Annotated in this window: 21 protein-coding genes; 6 read left to right on the top strand and 15 right to left on the bottom strand. The window is 68.9% G+C overall.

Translation table 11 applies throughout. The features are described from left to right. Nucleotides 1-307 precede the first annotated feature (307 nt). From SA2016_RS10530 to SA2016_RS10485, 10 genes are all read right to left on the bottom strand, one after another. Nucleotides 308-1057: an SDR family oxidoreductase gene (locus SA2016_RS10530; protein WP_066497865.1), complete on the bottom strand. Its 750-nt coding sequence runs from the start codon at nucleotides 1055-1057 to the stop codon at nucleotides 308-310. 212 nt (nucleotides 1058-1269) lie between these two features. Beyond that, nucleotides 1270-2664: an MFS transporter gene (locus tag SA2016_RS10525; protein ID WP_066497875.1), complete on the bottom strand. Its 1395-nt coding sequence runs from the start codon at nucleotides 2662-2664 to the stop codon at nucleotides 1270-1272. A gap of 725 nt (nucleotides 2665-3389) precedes the next feature. After that, a complete protein-coding gene (locus SA2016_RS10520) occupies nucleotides 3390-4331 on the bottom strand; it encodes a 2-hydroxyacid dehydrogenase (RefSeq protein ID WP_066497873.1) in 942 nt (313 codons plus the stop codon). A gap of 60 nt (nucleotides 4332-4391) precedes the next feature. Then, nucleotides 4392-5165 (bottom strand): SDR family oxidoreductase, encoded by a 774-nt coding sequence (locus SA2016_RS10515; protein WP_066497871.1) that lies wholly within the window; start codon nucleotides 5163-5165, stop codon nucleotides 4392-4394. Further along, a complete protein-coding gene (locus SA2016_RS10510; RefSeq protein WP_066497868.1) occupies nucleotides 5165-5722 on the bottom strand; it encodes a gluconokinase in 558 nt (185 codons plus the stop codon). The genes SA2016_RS10515 and SA2016_RS10510 overlap by 1 nt, the downstream gene beginning before the upstream one ends. Next, nucleotides 5719-6315 carry a hypothetical protein gene (locus SA2016_RS10505; protein ID WP_066497867.1) on the bottom strand — a complete coding sequence of 199 codons (597 nt, stop codon included), beginning with the start codon at nucleotides 6313-6315 and terminating at the stop codon, nucleotides 5719-5721. Before SA2016_RS10505 ends, SA2016_RS10510 begins: the two co-directional genes overlap by 4 nt. A gap of 87 nt (nucleotides 6316-6402) precedes the next feature. Next, the gene (locus SA2016_RS10500) at nucleotides 6403-7152 is read right to left on the bottom strand and encodes an SDR family oxidoreductase (protein ID WP_066497865.1); all 750 of its coding nucleotides are present in this window, start codon (nucleotides 7150-7152) and stop codon (nucleotides 6403-6405) included. Nucleotides 7153-7250: 98 nt separating this feature from the next. Continuing rightward, nucleotides 7251-8264 (bottom strand): 5-oxoprolinase subunit C family protein, encoded by a 1014-nt coding sequence (locus tag SA2016_RS10495; protein ID WP_066497864.1) that lies wholly within the window; start codon nucleotides 8262-8264, stop codon nucleotides 7251-7253. Next, entirely contained in the window at nucleotides 8261-8980 is a 720-nt protein-coding gene (locus SA2016_RS10490) for a 5-oxoprolinase subunit B family protein (RefSeq protein WP_066497863.1), read from the bottom strand. The genes SA2016_RS10495 and SA2016_RS10490 overlap by 4 nt, the downstream gene beginning before the upstream one ends. Nucleotide 8981: 1 nt before the next feature. Further along, on the bottom strand, nucleotides 8982-9770 hold the full coding sequence (locus SA2016_RS10485) for a LamB/YcsF family protein (protein WP_371326625.1): 789 nt from the start codon (nucleotides 9768-9770) through the stop codon (nucleotides 8982-8984). Between the two features lie 265 nt (nucleotides 9771-10035). On the opposite strand from SA2016_RS10485, the gene SA2016_RS10480 reads away from it, so the two are divergent. Both SA2016_RS10480 and SA2016_RS10475 read left to right on the top strand, forming a co-directional pair. After that, on the top strand, nucleotides 10036-10986 hold the full coding sequence (locus tag SA2016_RS10480; protein ID WP_066497861.1) for a LysR substrate-binding domain-containing protein: 951 nt from the start codon (nucleotides 10036-10038) through the stop codon (nucleotides 10984-10986). 122 nt (nucleotides 10987-11108) lie between these two features. Continuing rightward, nucleotides 11109-11333, top strand: a complete 225-nt coding sequence (locus SA2016_RS10475) for a hypothetical protein (protein ID WP_066497859.1) — start codon at nucleotides 11109-11111, stop codon at nucleotides 11331-11333. Between the two features lie 88 nt (nucleotides 11334-11421). On the opposite strand, the gene SA2016_RS10470 is transcribed toward SA2016_RS10475, so the two are convergent. Together SA2016_RS10470 and SA2016_RS10465 are read right to left on the bottom strand one after the other, a co-directional pair. Continuing rightward, nucleotides 11422-12105, bottom strand: a complete 684-nt coding sequence (locus SA2016_RS10470) for a 4-carboxy-4-hydroxy-2-oxoadipate aldolase/oxaloacetate decarboxylase (protein WP_229710906.1) — start codon at nucleotides 12103-12105, stop codon at nucleotides 11422-11424. A gap of 27 nt (nucleotides 12106-12132) precedes the next feature. Continuing rightward, nucleotides 12133-13341 (bottom strand): aspartate transaminase, encoded by a 1209-nt coding sequence (locus SA2016_RS10465; protein ID WP_066497855.1) that lies wholly within the window; start codon nucleotides 13339-13341, stop codon nucleotides 12133-12135. 215 nt (nucleotides 13342-13556) lie between these two features. Between SA2016_RS10465 and SA2016_RS10460 the strand changes: the two genes are divergently transcribed. Further along, nucleotides 13557-14630 (top strand): L-idonate 5-dehydrogenase, encoded by a 1074-nt coding sequence (locus SA2016_RS10460; protein ID WP_066497853.1) that lies wholly within the window; start codon nucleotides 13557-13559, stop codon nucleotides 14628-14630. A gap of 124 nt (nucleotides 14631-14754) precedes the next feature. After that, nucleotides 14755-15795, top strand: coding sequence for a DNA polymerase III subunit delta (gene holA / locus SA2016_RS10455; protein ID WP_066497851.1), 1041 nt, complete (start codon nucleotides 14755-14757; stop codon nucleotides 15793-15795). Nucleotides 15796-15941: 146 nt separating this feature from the next. Here the strand turns inward: holA and rpsT are convergent, their stop codons facing one another. Beyond that, nucleotides 15942-16205 (bottom strand): 30S ribosomal protein S20, encoded by a 264-nt coding sequence (rpsT, locus tag SA2016_RS10450; protein ID WP_066497849.1) that lies wholly within the window; start codon nucleotides 16203-16205, stop codon nucleotides 15942-15944. A 267-nt stretch (nucleotides 16206-16472) separates the two neighbouring features. Between rpsT and lepA the strand changes: the two genes are divergently transcribed. Beyond that, a complete protein-coding gene (lepA, locus tag SA2016_RS10445; protein WP_174835474.1) occupies nucleotides 16473-18326 on the top strand; it encodes a translation elongation factor 4 in 1854 nt (617 codons plus the stop codon). Further along, complete coding sequence (gene hemW / locus SA2016_RS10440) at nucleotides 18326-19576, top strand: radical SAM family heme chaperone HemW (protein WP_066497845.1); 1251 nt, start codon at nucleotides 18326-18328, stop codon at nucleotides 19574-19576. The genes lepA and hemW overlap by 1 nt, the downstream gene beginning before the upstream one ends. 15 nt (nucleotides 19577-19591) lie before the next feature. Here the strand turns inward: hemW and SA2016_RS10435 are convergent, their stop codons facing one another. Both SA2016_RS10435 and SA2016_RS10430 read right to left on the bottom strand, forming a co-directional pair. Next, complete coding sequence (locus SA2016_RS10435; protein WP_066497843.1) at nucleotides 19592-19993, bottom strand: DUF4870 domain-containing protein; 402 nt, start codon at nucleotides 19991-19993, stop codon at nucleotides 19592-19594. A 94-nt stretch (nucleotides 19994-20087) separates the two neighbouring features. Further along, nucleotides 20088-20939: a DUF3097 domain-containing protein gene (locus SA2016_RS10430; RefSeq protein ID WP_229710905.1), complete on the bottom strand. Its 852-nt coding sequence runs from the start codon at nucleotides 20937-20939 to the stop codon at nucleotides 20088-20090. Between the last annotated feature and the right edge of the window lie 39 nt (nucleotides 20940-20978).

Raw genomic sequence — 20978 nt, 5'->3', positions numbered from 1 at the left:
CGATGACGATCCTGACGTGTGTCGTTCTTGTCCAGAACGTCAGAAGCGTGTGTCCGGAACATCTGAAGGAGAGGGCGGTGGTACAGGGCTCAGTGCGCCCATTGGACTCTATGAAGAGCGGCGAAACGTCCGAGGAGCGGCTCGAGGAGGTGTACAACGCATCGTCTCCGCGGGGGAGGCGGCTAGAACCTCGAGCCCGGGCCGGTCTTTTCGCGCATGGTGGCGCTTCTTCCATCCTCGGTGCTCGGGCGGTCGACGGCGGGGCTGCCGCCCGGTGGGGACGGTCGGCCGCGGCGGTGGGTGCGGGTCAGTGGCGGTCGAAGGTGAGGCCGCCGGGGACTTGGAAGGTCGGCGTGATCTCGAGCATGCCGATGTTGACGTGGCGCGGGGTCTCGAGGGCGTAGTCGATGGCGCTGACGATGTCGTCGGTCGTGAGGGACTCGTAGCCCTCGTAGTACGTCTTCCATGCCTCTTCCATGGCCTCGGGGGATCCGCCCAGGTTCCGGCCGAAGATCTCGGTCTCCACCCGTCCTGGGCAGATCTCGGTGACGCGGATCCGCTTGCCGACGGTGTCGTTGCGCAGCTGCCGGGAGATCTGGTGCACGGCGGCCTTGGTCGCGTGGTAGGCGGTGTGCCCGTAGAAGTTGTAGACGCCGGCGATGGAGCTGATGTTGACGATGTGGCCCCGGTCGCGCTCGACCATCCCGGGCAGAAGCAGGCGGGTGAGCTGGAGCAGGCCGCGCAGGTTCACGTCGATGATCTCGTCGAGGTCCTCCTCGGAGGAGTCGAGGATGTTGCCCGGCCGTGAGACGCCGGCGCAGTTGACGAGGACATCGATCTCGAGGCCGCCGAGTTCGCGGGCCACCGCTGGGGTGTCGGTGAGGTCGAGGACGTGGGGGAGGGCGCCGGTGCGGTCTGCGAGCTCCTTGAGGCGCTCTTCGTTGCGGGCCGTCGCGTGGACCTCGAGGCCGCGCTTGGTGAGGAGCTCGGTGATGGCTGCCCCCATGCCGGTCGAGGCCCCGGTGACGAGGGCGGTCTTGTAGTCGGCGAAGGTCATGGATTCTCCTGAGAAGGACGGGGCGGGACGCTAACGGCACGGCCATGCGGGGTGGTGTGGTCAGTGGTGGAATCGGGTTGGGCATCGCCCTGCAGAGAGCGTCTGGGAGACGCGCAGGGTCGACGCCGGCTCGAGACGCCGACGTCGACCCTGCTGACCGTCTGTGGGGTTGGACTCAGTTCAGGCCCTTCCCAAGCCTGGGTGGCAGGCTGTCACTCGAGGCCGGGCTTGGCGGCGAGGCGTCGTGGGGTCGGGGCCGGGAGGTCGATGGCGGCGGTGATGACGTCCTTCTCCCGTTCGCTCTGCTGCACCTCGTCGAGCTCCTTCAGCGTGTACTTGCCGGTCTCCTTGGCGGTGAGGGCTGCCACTCCCGCGAAGACCATGAACCCGATCGCGACCATGGACGGCCCGACCCAATCCTTGAGGTTGGCGCCCGCGAGTGCTGTCGCGAGTACGGGGCCGATGACCCCCGAGAGGGCGAAGCCGATCTGCGTTCCAAGGGCGAGCCCGGAGACGCGCAGCCGGCCGGGGAACATCTCCGCGAAGAACGAGGGCCAGGACGCGTTCACCATCGAGTAGAAGAACGAGTAGTTGATGATGCCGAACAGGAAGATCAGGGCCCAGTTGCCGGTCGTGATCGACCAGAGGTATGGCGCCATCGTGATGCCGACGCCGACAGTTCCCATGAGGAACATCGTCTTGCGGCCGATCTTATCCACCAGGTAGCCTGCCACGGGGGTGATGGCCAGGGCGATCACGGCAGAGACCGTCGTCGTCAAGAGCATGGTCGGCTTGTCCAGCTTGTACCCCGAAGTTCCGAACGCCACCGAGAACGTCTGCATCATATAGCTCGTGCCCGCGATGAGCGCGCAGAAGACGATCCGGACCACGGCTCGCCAGTGGAAGCGCACGACGTGCCTGAGCGGGGCGACGTTCACCTTCGTGGCCCTGGCCTCGATGAACTCCGGCGGCTCCTGGACGTGGCGGCGGATCAGGTAGGCGACGACCACCACGACGGCCGAGAACCAGAACGGAACCCGCCAGCCCCAGGACAGCAGCTGCGCCGAGGGCATCGCGGCGATCGGAATGAAGAACAGCAGCGTGAGCAGCGTGCCGGTGGCGGAGCCCAGGGTCGTGAAGCTCGTGATGAACCCGCGACGACGCTCGGAAGAGTGCTCCAGGCTCATCGTGATCGCGCTCGGCTGCTCCCCGGAGAGGCACAGTCCCTGGATGACACGGATCGCCACGAGCAGGATCGGAGCAAGCGAACCGATCTGGGCGAACGTCGGCAGACAGCCGACCAGGAAGGTGCAGCCGCCGATGCCGAACAGAGTGAGCATCATGACGAATTTGCGGCCGAAGCGGTCGCCCATCGGACCGAGGATGAGGGAGCCGAGAGGCCGCACCGCGTAGCCGACCGCGAAGGTGATGAGGGACAGCAGCACGCTGATGCCCGTGGGCAGCTGCGGCGAGAAGAAGAGGACGTTCAGGACCAACGCCGACGAGGTGCCGTACACCGCGAAGTCGTAGTACTCGAGCGTCGTGCCGATCCAGGCCGCGACCGCCGCTCTGACCGGGGTCTTCCTGGGAAGTATGGTTTCAGTCATTTCGTCTCCATTGGCGATGGGTGAACAGCGGCCTACCGGCACACATGGGCTGCGGAAAGAGAACTCGAGGAGTGCCGAAGCAGCGGGAACGGCACACTATGCGATGCCATTTTGCGGAAGCCTCCTCATACGTAAGCTGCTCTTTCTCCGAGCTCGAACGGATTCAGGCTGAAGTGCACTTGAAATACCGCGCTAAAGCGGCTGACTCCACATTAGATGATGAGACCCCCGTCACTCCAAGACCTAATCCATATCCCTGCATACGATCCGGTTATGATCCTCTCCTCACGAGATCTTGCTGAACACCGGATTCCCTGACGCCGTGTGGACGGCCATGCCGGCCGCTCAGCCTTCTGGTTCGCCTCCCTGGGCGAGGACGCCCCTATGGAGCGGCGGTCCGCCCAGCTGCCCCGAGGAGCCTGAACCGCCTTTCCAGCAGAGGTCGGTGCGAGCAGTCATGATTTCAATGAACCATATGCCGCATGCCGCGGTCCTTGCTGGGCATGTGAACGTCGGCTCACAGTATGTGCGAAGAAGACATGGCGTGCGCTCTCATGGAAATGAGGTGTGTATGTTCTTATCTGGCTGGCAGCCCAACGATGGGCGCATCCTCAGGAACTGAGAATTCCAACTGTTTATAGGAATTCCTCTGCGGAAGAATGCAGTGCAAGGATCGTCGACAGAGGTGTTCGCGTCGGTGAATCGGACGTGAATGGGTCCACTGGTCAGAAGGGGCCCTGCTGGACGAGGTTGGCGGGGGTCCTCCCTTCGGCCAGGGCCGCGAGCTGGCTCGAGAGGAGCCGGCGGATGCGCGGTTCGAAGGCGGAGGCGTTCCCGCCCACATGCGGTGTGATGAGGGCGTTCGGTGCGCCCCAGAGAGGATGGTCACCGGGCAGCGGTTCGGGGTCGACCACGTCGAGGGCGCAGTGCAGCCGGCCCGAGAGGACCTCGGCCGTGAGCGCGTCGGTGTCCACGACCGGCCCGCGGCCGACGTTCACTACGAGGGCTCCGTCCGGCAGGGCTGCCAGGATGGTGGCGTCGATGAGGTGCCGGGTGGCGTCGTTGAGCGGGGTGACGGTGATGACGACGTCGTGGTGCGGCGCCAGCGAGGGAAGTTCCGCGATGCCGTGCACGGTCCCCACGCCGTCCTTCCGGGGCGCGCTGCCGACCCGGGTGAGTTCCACCTCGAAGGGCTCGAGCCTCCGGGCGATTTCGGTCCCGATGCCCCCCACCCCGATGAGGAGGACGCGCCGATCTGCGAGGGACGAACGGCGGCTGGGCCGCCAGATCCGCTCCTGTTGGGCGCGGACGGCGTCGTCGATCCCGCGGAGCTTGGCCAGGACCAGCCCGACGGCGAGTTCCGCGGTCGCCGCTTCGTGGACGCCGGAGGCATTCGCGACCCCTGCGGCGGGTCCGGCGGCCTCACGGATGCCGTCGAATCCCGTGGACTGCGACTGGACGAACTTCAGCCGTGGGACCTCGGCGAGCTCGGGGAGCACCTCGCCCGCGTTCAGGTAGGGGAGGATGACGGCCTCGACGTCGTCGAGGCTGCCGGACGCCGGCGCGGAGCGCATGTCCCAGACAACCCCTTCGAGCTGGGGAGGGAGGGGGGAGAGGTCGGCCAGGAGCTCCTGGTCGGGGAAGGAGACGGTGCGGACAATCTGCATGGGTGGCCTCGTTCTTGGGTGGCTGGTCGTGGGTGTCTTCTGGTGGGGTCCGCTCTGGGCTCAGACCACAGCCGTCATGCCGCCGTCGACGAAGATCGTCTGGCCGTTGACGAAGGCGGAGGCGGGGGAGGCGAGCCAGGTGACGGGGCCGGTGAGGTCCTCGACGGTCCCCCACCGGGCGGCGGGGGTCCTTCCGCAGATCCAGGCGTTGAACGCCTCATCGTCGACGAGCGGTTGCGTCATCTCGGTGTGGATGTAGCCCGGGGCGACCGCATTGACCTGGAGACCGTGCTGGGCCCATTCGGCGGCCATCGCCCGGGTCAGGTTGCGCAGGCCTCCCTTGGCGGCGGTGTAGGCGCCGATGGTGGGCCTGGCGAGATCGCACTGGACAGAGCCGATGTTGACGATCTTGCCGTGGCCGCGCTGCACCATGTGCCTGGCGGCCTCGCGGCCCACGAGGAACGCCGCGGTCAGATTGGTCGCCAGCACGCGGCTCCAGTCCTCGAGGGCGAGGTCGACGAGCGGGACGCGGTGCTGGACGCCGGCGTTGTTCACGAGGATGTCCAGAGGCCCGATGCGGGATTCGATCGAGTCCATGGCGTCCACGACCGAGGACTCGTCAGTGATGTCGAAGGGGACTGCCCAGATCCTGTCCTCACCGTAACGGCCCGCGAAGTCCTCCCTCTGGGCCTCCAGCGCATAGGGGTCCCGGCCGTGCAGGACCACTGTGGCTCCGGCCTGGGCCAGCCCGGCGGCGAGGGCATTGCCGATGCCGCGGCTCGAGCCGGTGACCAGCGCGAGGGCGCCGGTCAGGTCGAAAGGGGAGGTGCTCATCAAGGTCTCACTTTCTGCTGGTCGTCGGCAGGGTATGCGGAGCGCTGCGCTGTGATGTCCGCCGACACCCACCTTGAGGCTTCTGCTGCGAGGACCGTCGGCGCTTCGGCGATGTCGAGCACGATGCCGAGTTCGTCGGGCCCCAAGGGCTCAAGGGTCTCAATCTGGGACTCGAGGAGGGAACGCGGCATGAAATGGCCGGGGCGTGCCGACATGCGCTCGGCCAGCAGATCGCGCGTGCCGTCGAGATGCACGAAGCGGGTGCGCGGAGCAGCATCCCGGATGATGTCGCGGTAGGTCCGCCTGAGCGCACTGCACGCGATCACCAGCGGCCCCTGCGAGGAACGGAGGCGCTGGCCGACCTCGTGCAGCCACGGCTCCCGATCGCGGTCGGTCAACGCGGTCCCGGCCGCCATCTTGGCCACGTTGGATCCGGGATGGAGCTCATCGCCGTCGATGAACCGGCCCCCGACCGCGTGGGCGAGAAGGCTGCCGACGGTACTCTTGCCGCTGCCGGAGACGCCCATCACGATGATGGGCAGCGCGGAGTGGATCATGATCCTTCCTGTCCTGAATCTGAGGCACGGTCTGGACCGCCCGAGGCCATGTCATCACCCGCGCGCCGCCGGCACCGCAGGCTGCGGCGGACACTCTCGGCGGGAAGGCCGGCCAGGGCCGCGAGCTGCGCCTCGTCGGTGAACCCGAGGGCATACGCCTGCGCGACGAGGAGGCGGAGTTCGCGTTCGACGGTCTCCTTCGCCGAGGCCGCCGCTTCGAGCTGGGTCCTCACGGCCTGGAGCGCGTGGACGTGCTCGTCCCGCGACAGCACGGCCGACGGTGGATCGTCAACGGCGAGGGCTATGCGGCGGATGCCCGGAACGCTCTCGCCGAGGATGCCGGCTGCGGCGGAGATCCGCAGGCCGCTCGCGACAGCCTGAGCGAGCGACACGTTCCTCTGCGCCGTCAGCGCACGGATCCGTGCGCGGACGTGCACGAGGCGCTGCTTGTGGGCAGCGAGGGCCCGGAGGAGCCGTTCAGTCGGCGCGCTGCTGCAGCCCTGGCCCCGTTGAGCGGGCCCGCTCCGGTAGCGGTACCTGCCCGCGCTCTCGGGCGCGTTGCGGGGGCGGGGCGCCTCGGTCTTTTCGCGCATGGCGCACCTTCCATCCTCGGGTGCTCGTGTGGGCGGCGGCGGGGCTGCCGCCCGGTGGGGACGGTCGGCCGCGGCGGTGGGTGCGGGTCAGTGGCGGTCGAAGGTGAGGCCGCCGGGGACTTGGAAGGTCGGCGTGATCTCGAGCATGCCGATGTTGACGTGGCGCGGGGTCTCGAGGGCGTAGTCGATGGCGCTGACGATGTCGTCGGTCGTGAGGGACTCGTAGCCCTCGTAGTACGTCTTCCATGCCTCTTCCATGGCCTCGGGGGATCCGCCCAGGTTCCGGCCGAAGATCTCGGTCTCCACCCGTCCTGGGCAGATCTCGGTGACGCGGATCCGCTTGCCGACGGTGTCGTTGCGCAGCTGCCGGGAGATCTGGTGCACGGCGGCCTTGGTCGCGTGGTAGGCGGTGTGCCCGTAGAAGTTGTAGACGCCGGCGATGGAGCTGATGTTGACGATGTGGCCCCGGTCGCGCTCGACCATCCCGGGCAGGAGCAGGCGGGTGAGCTGGAGCAGGCCGCGCAGGTTCACGTCGATGATCTCGTCGAGGTCCTCCTCGGAGGAGTCGAGGATGTTGCCCGGCCGTGAGACGCCGGCGCAGTTGACGAGGACATCGATCTCGAGGCCGCCGAGTTCGCGGGCCACCGCTGGGGTGTCGGTGAGGTCGAGGACGTGGGGGAGGGCGCCGGTGCGGTCTGCGAGCTCCTTGAGGCGCTCTTCGTTGCGGGCCGTCGCGTGGACCTCGAGGCCGCGCTTGGTGAGGAGCTCGGTGATGGCTGCCCCCATGCCGGTCGAGGCCCCGGTGACGAGGGCGGTCTTGTAGTCGGCGAAGGTCATGGATTCTCCTGAGAAGGACGGGGCAGCGCCCCGGGGTGGGGCACGGCGGGCGGCGGAGCTACCTGAGCGTGGCGATGCTCGGGGTGGATGGCACTGGTTCAGCCACAGGCGGCGGATGGCAGATCGTGCCAGCCGGCCGAGCCGTGGAGGCCCAGGAGGCTAAAGACGGTGTTGACTGAGTGCCGAAGGGATTCGAGCTGGAGCATCGAGCGCCGGTAGGCCGCCGTTGCCTCGGCCACCGTCGTCGCTCTGAAGCGGACCCTGTCGCCGGGCCGGGCTTGGGCCAGGACGTCGAGCCCGAGGCTCGTGGCGACGGCGAGCACTGGGTAGCCTGCCGTCACCCCGCGGCCACGGTGGAGCACGAGGAGTTCCTCGCGCGAGGGCACCTCGATCGCGCCGACCGGGACCCCCCGCGAGAGCACCTCGCCCGAGGAGATCCTCTCCGGCAGCCTTCCGCCCAGTCGCAGGCCGATGTGGTTGCTTCTCGGGCTCACGGTGTACTCGGAGTCGAACAGCAGGTCCGCCGAGGCACCGAATTCAGTGATGTCGGGCCCGTCGGTGACGTCGACGAGCACCTCCCGTCCCGCACGGGGGCGCTCCACGCCGAGGCGGAAGAGCGGCAGGTCGAAGTACGGCTGCCGGAGTGGCGCCACGGGACGCTGCACCTTCAGGGCCGTCCCCTTCGCGAGCCGCACTCCGAAGCCGACGACGCTGTCCGGTGCGCAGCTTCCGAGAAGGCGTGGCACATCCACGGAACCGTGGACTGCAAGGTAGGCGCGCAGGCCGCCGCGGATGCCCCGCACCGCGACGGTCTCGCCAGCCGCGACAGAGACGGGTTCCCACTGCGGGTACGTGCGCCCGCCGACGGACAGATCGGCGGAGGCGCCCGTGACCGAGATCAGGAGGTCCGCCGTCGTCGTCATCCTGAAGTCCAGCGCAGTGAGCTCGATGAGCGGTGCGTTGTCCTCGTTGCCCACGAGGATGTTCGCGGCCCGAGCTGAGTACTGGTCGAGGGCGCCGTTCACGGGGAGCCCGAAGTGCGGGCCGCGGAACCTTCCGAGGTCGGTGACCACCGAGTTCCCCGGCTGCTGGACGAGGAGCTCGCTGCTCATGGCTGAGCCTCCATGAGCGTGCCGGCCAGCGCATCGAAGTCGCGTTCGGCGACGGGCCGGAAGCGGATCGTGTCGCCCGGACGGTAGGGGACGAGGGGGTCCCGACCGGCGTCGAGCAGCGTGAGGGGCGTCTGTCCGATGACGCGCCATCCGCCCGGGGCCACGGCGGGCGCGATGACAGCCTGGCGCCCCGCGACCGCGACCGCTCCGGCGGGCACGCTCAGGCGCGGGTCCTTGAGACGGGGCACGGGGTGCGGGAAGTCGGGACCGTCCATCATGGGGGATCCGGCCGGGGCGCCGAGGCAGCGGATGGTGTACGCCTTCGAGGAGTGGAGGCGCACGACCTCGTCGGCCGTGATCCCCTGCTGCTCGGCGACGTCGTCCAGGTCCGGCCCGTAGTCTCCCCCGTACACGACGGGGACGTCGAAGGTGCGAGGGGCCCCTCCGGCTGCAGAGAGCGCGAGCTGCCGCATTCCCAGCCCGACGAAGGCCCGCATCTGGGCGGCAGACACGACGAGCACATCGAATTCCACCAGGACGGAGTCATAGGTGGGGACCGCCCCGTGCAGGCCTTCGGCGCCGCACGTCTCGAGCCATCCGGCGAGCCTGTGCACCGTGCTCCAGTCGCGCTCCACGTCGCCGGAGGTGGCCACGACACGCAGCGCCGCATCGCCTGATTCGAAGACCTCTACCGGGGAGGGGACGAGCGCGCCCATGTCAGGCCACCGGGTGCTTCGCGGCGAGCACTTCGCCCAGCGGGGCGATGCTGACGCCGGCGGAGGTCAGTTCGGAGCGGATGAGCCGCGCGAGCTCGACGGCGCCCTCGTTGTCGCCGTGCAGCAGGACCGTATCGGCCTCGACGTCGATGTCGACGCCGGTGACGGTGCGGAGCTTCCCTTCGCAGACCATGCGCACGGTGCGGTCGACGATGGCCCGGGCATCATGCAGCACGGCCCCGTCGGTGCCGCGCGGCACGAGCGTGCCGTCCTCCTGGTAGGCGCGGTCGACAATGCCGACGACGGCGACCCGCAGCCCCCGGGCGCGCGCTGCGCGGGCCAGTTCGCCCTCCTGGGCGACGATGATGAGGTCCTCGTCGAAGCGTGAGGCCGCATCGGCGACGGCCGAGGCATAGTCCGGGCGCACGGCCACGAGGTTCCCCAGGCGGCCGTGGGGGGCGAGGTGCGCCACGCGACGGCCGTGTGCTGCTGCGAAGGCCGAGAGGGCCCCGAGCTGGTAGAGGACGTCGTTGCGGACTTCGTCCGCGCTGAGGTCCATGGCGCGCCGGCCGAAGCCGCGCAGGTCCGGGAAGCTCGGGTGGGCGCCGATGCCCACGCCTCGGCTGACGCATTCCGCGACGGTCGAGTTCATGATGTCCGGGTCTCCAGCATGGAATCCGCACGCGATATTCGCACTGGAGACGATATCCAGCAACTCCGTATCATTTCCGATCCGGTACGCGCCGAATCCTTCGCCGAGGTCGGCCACGAGATCGATCATGGGATTCACGTGCTGCTCTTTTCGCGGTTCTCGGCTGCTCTTTCGGGAGGGGAAGGGATTTCAGATTCCAGGCTCCCCGTGCTTTTCTTATGGGATCGTCTCATCGCGGGGACCGGCGCGACAAAGACCTATCGACTATCACGGGATAGGCCTGCGTTATGACCTAGGACCGGCACTCGCACGACGACAGGGCCCCGGCGCCGACATAGCCTTTGTGTCATGGGCCGAGCGCCGGAGGCACACTCGGACAGGGAACTGCTAGGAGGCAGGACACGTGGACACACGGAAGCTCGAGTACTTCGTGAGGATCGTGGACGCGGGCAGCATCACGCGGGCCGCCTCGGCACTGCACGTCGCCCAGCCCGCGCTCAGCCAGCAGGTCTCCGCGCTCGAGAAGGACCTCAAGCAGCGGCTCCTGATCCGGAGCAAGCAGGGCGTCGAGCCGACGGCGGCCGGCACGGCGCTGTACCGGCATGCCCAGACCATCCTCCGACTCGTCGAGGAGGCGAGGCAGGACGTGGCGACCTCGGGCGACGCCCCGGCCGGCCGGGTATCCATCGCCATGGCGCCCTACTGCATGGCGTCGAGCCTCGCGCCGACAATAGTGCGGGAAGTGGGGCAGCGGTACCCCGATATCACGCTGCATCTGACCGAGATCTTCGGCGGCGTGCTGAGCGAGGCCATCAAGAACGGCAGGCTCGACATGGCACTGATCTACGAGCCCCGCGAGAACCGCGGCATCAGGTTCACCCCCATGATCGTCGAGGACCTCTACCTCGTGGCGAACGCCGAGGCCGGCGCGGATCCGGAGGGGAAGGGAAGCGTGACACTGCGGGAGGCTTTGCAGCTGCCGCTGTTCCTTCCGGAGGACAACCACACCATTCGGAGGCTCGTCGACAAGGCCTGTGGAGACCAGGGCCTTGCCCTGCGCCTTGCGGGCGAGATCGAGTCGGTCCCCTCGCTCTACCGGCTGCTCCAGGCCAACCTCGGAGCGACCGTCCTCCCGAGGTCCGCCGCTGATGCCCTCTTCCCGGACCAGGGCTTCACCGTGCTGCGGATCGTCGACCCCGCCCTCCAGGTGAAGCTCGGACTGTGCACGGCGGACCACGAGCCGATGTCGGAGGCCGCCGCGGCCGTGCTCATTCTCCTGCGCGAAATGATCAAGGCCCAGCTGCTCACGCGGTACGGCATGATGGGGGACCAGACTTTGGTCCCCCATCCATAGCCCCGCCTTATCGCGGCACCCGACTTAGGTCTTATTCAGGCTCCCCGGAATTTCCTACGATGGTTTCAGCAGCTGAATCCGCTGCCCCGCGGTCCAGTTCTTCAAGCGCAAGGAAGCCTGAAATGAAGAAGATCAGCAAGGTCGGCTGGAATTCGAAGAACCCGGCGATTCCGACGATCGCTCCCACCGGGGTGCATTGCCCGGTGAACGGCCTCTGGGAGCCCCTCGGGTCCTCGGCCGATCCGGTGTTCGTGTTCGAGGGAAGCGTCATGCCGACGTTCGGGGGAGCAACCGTGGAGTGGCAGCTCGTCGAGGTCCACCGCAGGAGGGCCGATCTGGTGCTGTAGCCGCACCGCGGCGAGCAGGCTGGGCGAGAAGAGGCACAGTGAGAGGAGGGAGGCGCCCCGGACGGGGCGCCTCCCTCCTCTGTTGCGCTCAGTCCTCGACGAGGAGTCCCTTGGCCTTGAGCACGTCCGTGAGGCGGCACAGCTCGATGGTGGTGCCGCCCGCATGGTAGGCCTTGATCAGGTCGTTCTCCGCGTCCACGCGCGCCTGGGACAGCGCGATGACCTCCTCGGCCTCCTCGCGCCGAACCACGACGACGCCGTCGGCGTCCCCGCGGAGGATGTCCCCGGGGTAGACGACCTCGTCGCCGAACACGAGCGGGTGGTTGATCGGGCCGAGCGTCTCCTTCACGGTGCCCTTGATGGAGATGCTGCCGGAGAAGACGGGCAGCCCGAGCTCGATCAGGTCAGCGGTGTCGCGGACGCCCGAGTCCGTGACCATGGCGGCGATGCCCTTGGCCTTCATGGCGTTGCCGAGGACGTCGCCGAACGTGCCGGCCTCGGTGAATTCGCCGGCGCCCACGAGCACCACGTCGCCGCTGCGGGCGTAGTGGATGGCGACCTGGAGCATCAGGTTGTCCCGCGGGGCGCAGCGCACCGTGACGGCAGGCCCGCAGAAGGACATGGAGCGGTCGATCGGCTTGATGCGCGAGCTGAGCGCGCCCCGACGGCCCTGGGCCTCGTGGATTGTCGCGGAGGAGAAGGCGGCGAGGCGTTCGACGACGTCCGCGTCCGGGCGCTCGAATCTGGTCTTGACGTGGATCATCTTTTCCATGGTTCTCTCGTTAATGGATTGGCTTGATTAGCTGAGTGCCCGAATGGCCTTGTCGATGGCTTCGACGCCGGCGTTGATGGTTTCCAGAGACGTCGCGAAAGAAATGCGGAAATACGGTCCCAGGCCGTAAGCGGAACCGGGAATGACGGCCACCGACGCCGCATCGAGCAGGTACAGGACGAAATCCTGGTCATTGCCGATTGTGGCGCCGTCCGGCGTCGTCTTTCCGACGGCGCCCGCGCAGTTCACGTAGGCGTAGAAGGCGCCCTCAGGAGTTCGGCACGACAGGCCCGGGACGGCGTTCAGCCCGGCCACGGCGGCATCGCGCCGCTCGCGGTAGGCCTCGACGCATTCGGCCACGAAGGACTGGTCGCCGGTGAGTGCCGCGGCGGCGGCCGCCTGGCTGATCGAGGAGGGGCAGGAGGAGATCTGGGACTGCAGCTTGTTGACGGAGGCAACGAGCGGGGCGGGGCCCACGGCATAGCCCAGCCGCCAGCCAGTCATCGCGTACGCCTTCGACACCCCGTTCACGAGCAGCACGCGGTCGCGGAGCTGCGGGGCGGCGGCAACGAGGCTCGTGATCTGCCCCTCGCCGAAGTAGATCTCGTCGTAGATCTCGTCGGTCAGGACGTAGACCTGGGGATGTTCGGCCAGGACGGCGGCGAGGGCTTCGAGTTCGGAACGGGAGTAGACGACGCCGGTCGGATTGGAGGGTGTGTTGAGGATGAGCCACTTGGTGGCGGGGGTGATGGCGGCGGCCAGGGCCTTGGGGGTGAGCTTGAACCCCACGTCGTCGCCACAGGGGACGACCACCGGGGTGCCCTCATTGGCCAGCACCATGTCCGGGTAGGAAACCCAGTAGGGCGCCGGGACGATGACCTCGTCTCCCTCATCGAGCGAGGCCGTGAGCGCGGTGAAGATGACCTGCTTCGCGCCGCCCGCGATGGTGATCTCCGAGGGGCTGTACCGGATGCCGGTGCGCCGCTCGACGTGGTCGAGGATGGCCGAGCGCAGCTGGGGGGTCCCGGTGACCGAGGTGTACTTCGTCTCGCCGGCGGCGATGGCGGCCACAGCGGCCTGCTTCACGTGCTCGGGGGTGTCGAAGTCCGGCTCGCCCACGGTGAGGTCGATGATCGAGCGCCCCTCCGCCTTGAGTTCGCGGACGCGTGCCGCGGCCTGGACGCTCGCCGATTCCTTGATGCGGGTCACCCGCGAGGCCGGCTGATAGTCGGGCATGTCTCCTCCAATGAGTGCGCGGTATGCGGGTCTTCTTTCGACCCTATAGAGACAGGCGGTGTGGTGGATAAGACCTAAATTGCGTGGGCGGATAAGTACCTCTTATGACGGGAATTCGGCCGGGCACGCTTATCCTGTTTTCCAGCGCCCCTCATTTGCCGAGCAATTCCACGGGCCGGCACGGCACACCATGTCTATCCAAGGGAACACAGAGAATGCAGACAGCAGCAGGCGTCCGCGCCGTCGTCGCCCATGGACGCGGCGACCTCAGAGTCGATCTCCTCGAGGAGCCAGCCCTCGCGCAGGATGAGTCCCTCGTGGCGATCGAGCTTGGAGGGATCTGCGGTTCCGACCTCCACTACTGGCTGCACGGCGCGGCGGGCGAATCCATCCTGCGGGATCCGCTGGTGCTGGGCCATGAGGTCATCGGCAGGGTGGTGCGCCCCGCGGCGGACGGCAGCGGGCCTGGGGAAGGGGTACGTGTGGCAGTCCACCCTGCAACTCCGGGCCCGGCGGGTGCCGGCAGGTTCCCCTCCGACCGCCCTCACCTCTCGCCCGGCGGCACGTACCTCGGAAGCGCCGCCACGCACCCGCACCGCGACGGTGCGTTCGCCGACCTCGTTGGCCTGCCCGCACGGATGCTGCGGCCCATTCCGGATGAGCTGGATCCGCGCGCTGCGGCGCTGATCGAGCCCCTGAGCGTCGCGTGGCATGCGGTCCGGCGGGCGGGCGACGTGGCCGGCAAGCGCGTCCTCGTTGTCGGCGCTGGTCCGATCGGCGCCCTCGTGGTGGCGACCCTGAGGCACCACGGCGCGGGTGAGGTCATCGCCACGGACCTGTTCGAGGAGCCCCTCCAGCGCGCCGCCGGGCTCGGGGCGGACCGGACCGTCTTCGCGTCGGAGCGGGACGTGGTGGAAGGCCTCGATGCGGACGTGGTCGTCGAGTCTTCCGGAAGTGTGCCCGGGCTCCGGACGGCGATCCGCGCGGCCACTCGTGGCGGCCGTGTAGTCATGCTCGGCCTCCTCCCACCGGGGGACCAGCCTGTCCTGATCGCGCTGGCGATCGCTCGAGAGCTCGAACTTGTCGGATCGTTCCGGTTCAACGACGAGATCGACGAGGTGATCGCAGCTCTGAGCGCCGGCGAGATCGATCCCTCAGCTGTCGTCACCCACGTGTTCGACGTCGACAGGGCCCTCGAGGCGTTTCACGTTGCCAGCGACGCGTCCACCTCGGGCAAGGTCCTGCTCAGTTTCAGCGGTGCGGAGGTTGAGGCCGACAGCGAGGACTAGCATGAGGCGTTGACGAACCCGCGCTCGCGCGGGGCCGCGGCCTCCACGTCCGGATTGGGCCCGGGTGCACGACGTGGGAGAGTGGACAGGTGAAGTGCAGCAACACCGCCGCAGGGGGCCGCCCGTGACGCCGCCGGCCCGGACTGGCAGATCCCAGGCGCCCAAGGGCTCGGCAGGCGCCAGGAGCGCCGGGACAGTCGACTGGCGCGACGCCGCCCCCGCGCCCGTGGTCCTGGTCACCGGCCCAGAGGACTACCTTGCGGCGCGGGCCATGGATGCCGTGCGGGCCAAGGCCAGGGAGGCCGCGGGCGAGCTCGAGGTGACCCGCCTCGAGGCGGGCACGTACGCGGGCGGCGAGCTGCTGATGGCAGCCTCGCCCTCCCTCTTCGGCGAGAGCAAACTCATCGAGGTGCACGGGCTGGAGTCCATGAGCGAGGAGTTCCTCCGCGACGCCCTCGCCTACACTTCGGCCCCCGAGCCCGACGTCGTCCTCGTGCTCCGGCACGGCGGCGGGACCCGGGGCAAGAAGCTCCTCGACGCGGTCAAAGCCTCAGGGGCGCCCGTCGTCGACTGCCAGGCGCTGAAGAAGGACGCCGACAAGGCAGCGTTCGTCCTGGCAGAGTTCCGTGGTTCCGGCCGGCGGATCGAGCGCGAGGCGGTGGACGCCCTCGTCGCCGCCGTGGGCAGCAGCCTCGCAGAGCTCGCGGCGGCGTGCAGCCAGCTCATCCTCGACGCGTCGTCCACGGTGGACGCGGCGACCGTGGAGAAGTACTACGGCGGACGGGTCGAGGCCACGGCCTTCAAGGTCGCAGATGCCGCACTCGCCGGCCAGAAGGCAAAGGCCCTCTCGGCCTTCCGGCATGCCCTCGAGACGGGCGTCGACCCGGTGCCGATGGTCGCGGCCATCGCCGCCAAGCTCCGGACCCTCGCGAAGGTCGCCGGGGCGCGCGGCTCCGCCCAGAGCATCGCCCGGGAGCTGGGCATGCAGCCCTGGCTCGTCGAACAGGCCCAGCGGGACATCCGGGGCTGGACCCCGCAGAGCCTCGCCCTGGCGATCCGGGCCGTCGCCGAGGCGGACGCCGAGGTCAAGGGCCTCGCCCGCGATCCCGCGTACGCCGTAGAGCGGGCCCTCTCGGCTGTGAGCTCGGCGGCCCGGGCCCGCTGAGCCCCGGCCCGGGCCCGCTGAGCCCCGGCCCGCTGAGCCCCGGCCCGGGCCGCCGAGACCAGGGCCCGCTGGCGCCACGGAGGCCGGAAACAGCAGGGGCCGGCATCCGTCGCGGATGCCGGCCCCTGCCGAGAAGAGCTGCTGGGTCAGCCGACCTTGCCGACCTTCTTCGCGATGCCCGACTTGCGGTTCGCGGCCTGGTTCTTGTGGATGACGCCCTTGCTCACGGCCTTGTCGAGCTTCTTGCTCGCGTAGGCCAGAGCGGAGACAGCGGCATCCTTGTCAGCGGAAGCGACGGCGGTGTTGACGGCGCGGATGGCCGTCTTCAGCTCCGACTTGACCGCCATGTTGCGCTGGCGGGCCTTCTCGTTGGTGAGAATGCGCTTCTTCTGGGACTTGATGTTTGCCACGTATGGAACTCTCTTGTTGATGCCAACAGGGTCTAGAGGGCGTTCGGACCGACCATCGACTGAGCGGCGTGGGGATGCCTATGGCAGCCGGTCGTCAGTGCCCGCCGACCTGCACGGACACACAGCAGACAATGCTAGCAGACTTCCGGGCGCACGCTCCTCGCGCCCGCGGGAGCGGCGTGAGCACAGCCTATGGGAGACTAGGAAGTCAGCAAACCACCGTGGGCAACCACGCCTCGACCGTATTGACAGTGAGGACCGTTCACCGTGTCTCCCATGGCCCGCACAGCGCCCGTGCCCGCCGCGACCGATCCGTCGATCATCCGCAACTTCTGCATCATCGCGCACATCGACCACGGAAAGTCGACCCTCGCCGACAGGATGCTGCAGTTCACGGGAGTCGTGCAGCCGCGGGACATGAAGGCGCAGTACCTCGACCGGATGGACATCGAGCGCGAGCGCGGCATCACCATCAAGTCCCAGGCGGTCCGCATGCCGTGGGAGGTCGACGGCACGGCCTTCGCCCTGAACATGATCGACACCCCCGGGCACGTCGACTTCACCTACGAGGTCTCGCGCTCGCTCGCGGCCTGCGAGGGCGCGGTGCTCCTCGTCGACGCGGCCCAGGGGATCGAGGCGCAGACGCTCGCGAACCTGTACCTCGCGATGGAGAACGACCTCACCATCATCCCGGTGCTGAACAAGATCGACCTGCCCGCGGCCCAGCCCGAGAAGTACGCGGAGGAGCTCGCCAACCTCATCGGCGGCGACCCCGACGACGTCCTGAAGGTCTCCGGCAAGACCGGCGTGGGCGTCGAGGGCCTCCTCGACCGGATCGTGCGCGACATCCCGGCACCGGTGGGCGACGCCAAGGCCCCCGCCCGTGCCATGATCTTCGACTCCGTGTACGACACGTACCGCGGAGTCGTGACCTACGTGCGCGTCGTCGACGGCTCGCTGAGCCCGCGCGAGCGGATCCAGATGATGTCGACGAAGGCCAGCCACGAACTGCTCGAGATCGGCGTCATCTCCCCGGAGCCGATCCCGTCCAAGGGCCTCGGCGTCGGCGAGGTGGGCTACCTCATCACCGGCGTCAAGGACGTGCGCCAGTCCAAGGTCGGCGACACGATCACGAACCTCTCCAAGCCGGCGTCGGAGTCCCTCGGCGGCTACCAGGACCCCAAGCCCATGGTCTTCTCCGGCCTCTACCCGCTGGACGGCTCGGACTACCCGGACCTGCGCGACGCCCTGGACAAGCTCAAGCTCAACGACGCGGCGCTCGTCTACGAGCCCGAGACGTCCGCCGCGCTCGGCTTCGGCTTCCGCGTCGGCTTCCTCGGCCTCCTCCACCTCGAGATCGTGCGCGAGCGCCTCGAGCGCGAATTCAACCTCGACCTCATCTCCACCGCGCCCAACGTCATCTACGAGGTCACCCTCGAGGACAAGTCCGTGGTGACAGTGACCAACCCGAGCGAGTTCCCCACGGGCAAGGTCAACGAGGTCCGCGAGCCCATGGTCTCAGCGACGATCCTCGCCCCGAACGAGTTCGTGGGCGCCATCATGGAGCTCTGCCAGGGCCGCCGCGGCCAGATGAAGGGCATGGACTACCTCTCCGAGGACCGCGTGGAGCTGCGCTACTGGATCCCGCTGGCCGAGATCGTGTTCGACTTCTTCGACCAGCTCAAGTCCAAGACCCGCGGCTACGCCTCGCTCGACTGGAAGGCCGACGGCGACCAGGTCGCCGACCTCGTCAAGGTGGACATCCTGCTCCAGGGCGAGCAGGTCGACGCCTTCAGCGCGATCACCCACCGCGACAAGGCCTATGCGTACGGCACGATGATGACCGCGAAGCTGCGCGAGCTCATCCCGCGCCAGCAGTTCGAGGTGCCCATCCAGGCGGCCATCGGCTCCCGCATCATCGCCCGCGAGAACATCCGGGCCATCCGCAAGGACGTCCTCGCCAAGTGCTACGGCGGCGACATCACCCGCAAGCGCAAGCTCCTCGAGAAGCAGAAGGAGGGCAAGAAGCGCATGAAGATGGTCGGCCGCGTCGAGGTGCCCCAGGAGGCCTTCATCGCGGCGCTCACCACGGACGAGTCGAAGGACAAGGCGAAGAAGTAGTGCCCAGCAGCCTTCCTCTGGGCGACCCGGCTCCGGCCGACGGCGCCCTTCCGCCCCAGGCGGCCGTCGCGGCGGGGGAGCGGGGCTTCTCGCTGTACGCCCACATCCCGTTCTGCGCCGTCCGCTGCGGGTACTGCGACTTCAACACCTACACGGCCATCGAGCTCGGCGGCGGCGCCTCGCAGGCGAACTACGCCGCGACGGCCGTCTCCGAGGTGCGCTTCGCGGCAGCCGCGCTGGACGCCTCCGGCGTGCCTCGCCGTCGTCTGTCCACGGTGTTCTTCGGCGGCGGCACGCCGACCCTCCTGTCCGCCCAGGACCTCACCGCGATCCTCTCTGCGGCGGTCGCGGAATGGGGGCTCGAGCCGGGAGCCGAGGTGACCACGGAGGCGAACCCCGACTCGGTGACGCCCGCGTCCCTCCAGGCCCTCGCCGAGGCCGGATTCACCCGGGTCTCCTTCGGCCTGCAGTCGGCGGTGCCGCACGTGCTCAAGGTCCTCGACCGGACCCACACCCCGTCCCGGGTGCCCGAGGCGGTCCGGTGGGCGCGCGACGCGGGACTCGACGTGAGCCTCGACCTGATCTACGGCACCCCGGGCGAGTCGCGCGACGACTGGCGCGCCTCGCTCGACGCGGCGCTCGCGTGCGAACCGGACCACGTCAGCGCCTACGCGCTCATCGTCGAGGACGGCACGAAGCTCGCGGCCCAGATCCGCCGGGGCGAGGTCCCCGAGGTGGACGACGACGACCACGCCGAGAAGTACGAGCTGGCCGACGCGGTGCTGGGCAGCGCGGGCTTCCACTGGTACGAGGTCAGCAACTGGGCCCGCGGCGCCGCGGGCCCGGGTCCGCAGAGCGCGCGCTTCGAATGCCGGCACAACCTCGCCTACTGGAACGGCGGCGACTGGTGGGGCATCGGGCCGGGCGCCCACTCCCATGTGGGCGGCGTCCGCTGGTGGAACGTCAAGCACCCCACCGCGTACGCCGGGCGCCTCTCCCAGGGCGTCTCGCCGGCCGCGGCCCGGGAGACGCTCGACGACGGCACGCGCCGCGTGGAGCGCGTCCTCCTGAAGGTCCGGCTCGCCTCCGGCCTGCCCACGTCCGACCTCGATGCCGGGGGCCGCGCGGCCGTGGCCGGCCTGATCGCCGATGGCCTCGTGGACGGGCCCACAGCCCTCCGGGGCCGCCTGGTCCTCACGCTGCGGGGCCGGCTCCTCGCCGATGCGGTCGTGCGGGCGCTGCTGCCCTGACCCGGGCAGCAGGCATCACTTGATGAGGTGCAGGTTGTAGCGGTACTGGTACGGCTGCCCGCGGTTGACCTGGATGCCCGCCGTAACCGAGAACACGGTGAGCGCGATCCAGAGCAGCGTCGCGAGGACGGAGAACACGCTCCCGACGAAGGGAATGTACCCGAGCAGGTTGAGCACGACCGCCGCGACCGTGGGCGGCAGCGTGAAGTTCAGCGCTTCCTTCGATTCCTGCGCGGTGAAGGGGCCGCGGTCCTTGAAGACGAGGTAGATCAGCAGCGACGGGACGAAGCCGAGGATGCCGCCGAAATGCGCGAGGGTCGCCCATTGCCGGTCCTCGGACGCCGTCAGCGGCGCGGGGACCGTGGCACCGTTGTCCTGTCCGGCGGTGCTGCGGGGGTCCTTCGGGTACTCGGCCACTGATGAATCCTTGCCTGTGGTTCCTTGCGGTCTTGGCGCCCACGCCGGCCGCACGGCCGCCGGGAGCAGTCCAAGGATATCCAAGGTTGCCCGCTCAGGCGGTCAGGAAGTCGATGACCTCCTCGACGCGGCCCAGCAGGGAAGGCTCGAGGTCGGCGTAGGTGCGCACCGCTCCCAGGAGCTTCTGCCAGCCGAGCCCGACGTCCTCCGCGGTGCTGTGCGGCCACCCGAAGGCCTTGAGGATCCCGGTCTTCCAGTCCACGCCCCGCGGGACGGTGGGCCAGGCGGGGATGCCGAGCACCGAGGGCTTGATGGCCTGCCAGACGTCCACATAGGGGTGGCCGACGACGAGCACGTTCCCGGCGGCCCCGGGCACCGCCATCGCCTCGGCCACGATGCGCGACTCCTTCGAGCCCTCGACCAGGTGGTCGACGATGATCCCGAGCTTCCGGCCCGGTCCTGGGCCGAACGCCTCGACGGCCCCGGCGAGGTCGTCGACCCCGTGCAGGGGTTCGACGACGATCCCCTCGACGCGGAGGTCGTCGCCCCACACCTTCTCCACGAGCTCGGCGTCATGCTTGCCCTCGACCCAGACCCGGCTCGCCTTGGCCACCTGCGCGCGCATCCCCTCGACGCGGACGGAGCCGGACGCGGTGCGGGCCGGGGGCGCGGGCTGGGTCCTCGGGGCCGGCGGTCCGACACGGACGGGATGGCCGTCGAGGAGGAACCCGAACCCGAGCTGGAACGAGCGCGTCCGCCCGCGCCGGTCTTCGAGGCTCATCACGTGCATGCCCCCGGACTTCTCCACGCGGACCACGGCACCCACCCACCCGCTCTCGGCGTCCTCGAGGACGAGCCCGGGCTCGGCGGGGACGAGGGGCAGTTCGGCACGGGAGGGGGCAGCGAGGTCGGCCGGCCCCCAGGAGTCATAGCTGAGTCGGTCCACCCGCCGCATCCTACGGCGGCTCGCCCCGGAGGGCCCCGG

The sequence above is a fragment of the Sinomonas atrocyanea genome, assembly GCF_001577305.1.
Taxonomy (GTDB): domain Bacteria; phylum Actinomycetota; class Actinomycetes; order Actinomycetales; family Micrococcaceae; genus Sinomonas; species Sinomonas atrocyanea.
Note: the sequence above shows the minus strand (reverse complement) of the source record. Positions and strands in the feature narration are given on the sequence as shown.